Origin of the sequence: Ureibacillus terrenus (assembly GCF_006569205.1) — a bacterium.
In the GTDB taxonomy this organism is placed as follows: Bacteria; Bacillota; Bacilli; order Bacillales_A; family Planococcaceae; genus Ureibacillus; species Ureibacillus terrenus.
In genome coordinates, this window is record NZ_VIGD01000045.1 from 1 (window position 1) to 2,532 (window position 2,532).

3 protein-coding genes and 1 pseudogene are annotated in these 2,532 nt (G+C 38.7%); 3 read left to right on the plus strand and 1 reads right to left on the minus strand.

Annotation, left to right across the window (positions count from 1 at the left end; translation table 11 throughout):
• Positions 1-14 precede the first annotated feature (14 nt).
• The gene (locus FKZ59_RS15160) at positions 15-125 is read left to right on the plus strand and encodes a DUF4183 domain-containing protein (RefSeq protein ID WP_281279256.1); all 111 of its coding nucleotides are present in this window, start codon (positions 15-17) and stop codon (positions 123-125) included.
• A 400-nt stretch (positions 126-525) separates the two neighbouring features.
• Here the strand turns inward: FKZ59_RS15160 and FKZ59_RS15275 are convergent.
• Positions 526-702, minus strand: a pseudogene (locus tag FKZ59_RS15275) (DUF402 domain-containing protein); the annotation flags it as partial.
• 554 nt (positions 703-1,256) lie between these two features.
• Between FKZ59_RS15275 and FKZ59_RS14145 the strand changes: the two are divergent.
• Together FKZ59_RS14145 and FKZ59_RS14150 are read left to right on the plus strand one after the other, a co-directional pair.
• Positions 1,257-1,733 carry a transposase family protein gene (locus FKZ59_RS14145; RefSeq protein ID WP_246045918.1) on the plus strand — a complete coding sequence of 159 codons (477 nt, stop codon included), beginning with the start codon at positions 1,257-1,259 and terminating at the stop codon, positions 1,731-1,733.
• On the plus strand, positions 1,660-2,532 hold an 873-nt coding region (locus FKZ59_RS14150), incomplete at its 3' end, for a transposase (protein WP_141603378.1). The genes FKZ59_RS14145 and FKZ59_RS14150, both read left to right, overlap by 74 nt.

A 2,532-nucleotide genomic window follows, 5' to 3' on the forward strand; every position in this document is an offset into this window, starting at 1 on the left:
TATTTATTAACGGAGTGCTTCAACCTAAAGAAAATTACGAAGTAGAGTGCGGCATGCTCAAGTTAATAACTGAAGACCTGCCGCCAAAAGGTGCACCGATTATTCTGCAAATGTTTAAGTTTTAAAAAATACACGTAATAAGCATGTCTATCCTAAATTTTCGAGATGAATTATTCAGAGATTTATGGATGTTTCTTAAGAATAAAAAAGACACTACAGGCTGCACATGCAGCAAGTAGTGTCCTTCAACTTAGTTTAAAAAATTAGGATAACGCACAATAACCTGATTGTAGGAAATGCAATAAAAACAACTTAACCCTTTTCTAATAGGGGAATAAACCTTTTATGATTATAAATACTTTCGGATTCTGCAATCGTTTGCGTGAGTACATCGTCCATTGAACTTAATAATGTTTCCAACGCACCTTTGGCGTACCCCTTCTCAAATGTTTCAAAGGGTTCAGGCAATTCATCTTCATCCAAAATAAAATACTCTCCATTTGGCAGCGCCAGTACATCGATAATCAAGTCTTCGAATATTACCATGTTATCTTCAAACTTTGTATTCTTTACAATGTTAAAATATGAAGCTAAATAATTTCCTGCTTGGTCTCTCCAAAAATATAAGTTATATGGACGATCCAGCCAATAATAAGCAATTGTATAACCCCCGAGTGGAATTGTTACATGCAAATCATTCATTGTCAATGTAAAAGGTTCTTCTATTAAATGAAATAAAATCCTACAGCGATTTCGAGCACTTAATAAACGGCACTTACACTCAACAATTTTCGAATCATATCGTATTTTTCTTTCCGTTATTTTCTCCCATGTACTTCGATTACTTGTAGAATCAATCAAAACACTGCATCCCTTTCAACAATTAATCCTAATAAAAACAGTTAGGAGTCCGAGAATCTTTTACAGATTCTTGGATCAGTCATCAATCCTCTTTATCAATGCACAGCACTCCACATGCCTTGAGTGGTGATCGCAGATATTAAAACTTGTAGCAGTGTTCACCTAAATTACTTTCGATCGAGTTTGCAGTTGGTGATGTAGCTTATGATAGCGAACAGATAAGTAAACCGTTTGAACAAGTTGGTATCTTTTTTGTATATCCCATTAACCGCCGCAATACTAATGAACGAAAAGATGCCTATGTGTTTTTGGCAATTAAAAAATGGCTCTTACGCATATTTGGTGAAGGTCCATAATTTTACTTTTATAGTATAATAAAAGAAAAGGTGTGATGAATGATGAATCGTCAAATCCATTGGTCTTCACCAGATCCTTTCCTAGAAGTTCTCGATATTCAAGAAGAACCATCCTCCATTACCTTTATTGTTCGAAGCACTCATGAATCCTGCCCTTGTCCTCATTGCCAAGTGCCTTCCACACGTCCACACAGCCGATATACACGCATGATTCAAGATTTGCCGATTGCCGGAAAAGCTGTTTCCATCCTGCTTATCACAAGAAAATGGTTTTGCGACCAACCCAATTGCACCCAAAAAATTTTTACTGAACGGTATGATTGGATTTCCAAAAATGGACGCCGAACTTTACGGTCCGAAGAAGTATTACGTAAAATCGCGTTTTCCACCAGCTGCCTCAATGGCGAAAAAGTAGCGAAAACCCTGCCCCTCCCTGTTAGCCATGACGTATTGCTCTCCCTTATTCGGAAAACGGAGATTCATCAAGAGGTGTCCCCCTTTTATCGGAATCGATGACTTTGCTTTTCGGAAAGGACACAGCTATGGCACAATCATTTGTGATCTGAGCACGCACAAGCCTGTTGCATTACTTCCGGAACGTTATCCGGAAACCATATCAGAATGGCTAAAAAATCATCAAAACATCCAAGTTGTCAGTCGTGATGGCTATCAGGCTTTTCGGAAAGGGATTCAGAACGCTTCGCAAAGTATTTTGCAAGTATATGACCGATGGCATTTTGTCCGGGCGGTAAAGAAGCAGATCGATGCTTGCCTCACCTCGATTCTTCCTTCCGTCATCACGTTGGAAAAAGAAGAAACGGACCAACAAACCTTTCCGCATGAAACCAAACTGCAAAGGAGACAAAAAGAAAGAGCCGAAAAGAAATGGATGATGATCAAAAGCATTCAACAGGAATACAAAAAAGGAAAGAAAAAAGTGGAGTTGGCCAGAGAATTTCATATGGATCCCCGAACCATTTCAAAATATCTCAACATAACCGAGATGCCGGTTCAAGTAAAAAGAAAGCGAAAACGGCAAACCGATGGTTTTGAGCAATACATTCAGCAACTCGAACAAGAGGGCAAGACCATCCGTGAAATTGATGCGCAACTTCGTAAATATGGATATACGGGGACACTTTCAGGTGTCCGCGTTGCAATCGAAAGCATACGAAAAGAAAGAAAACAGCAGGGGATTAAGGAATCTTCCGTTCGAATTTCCAGACGGCAAATGATTTCATATGTTTGGAAACGAAAATCTAGACTTTTAGAAGAGGAACTGCAACTTCTTGAACAATCCTTTAAGATGTACCCA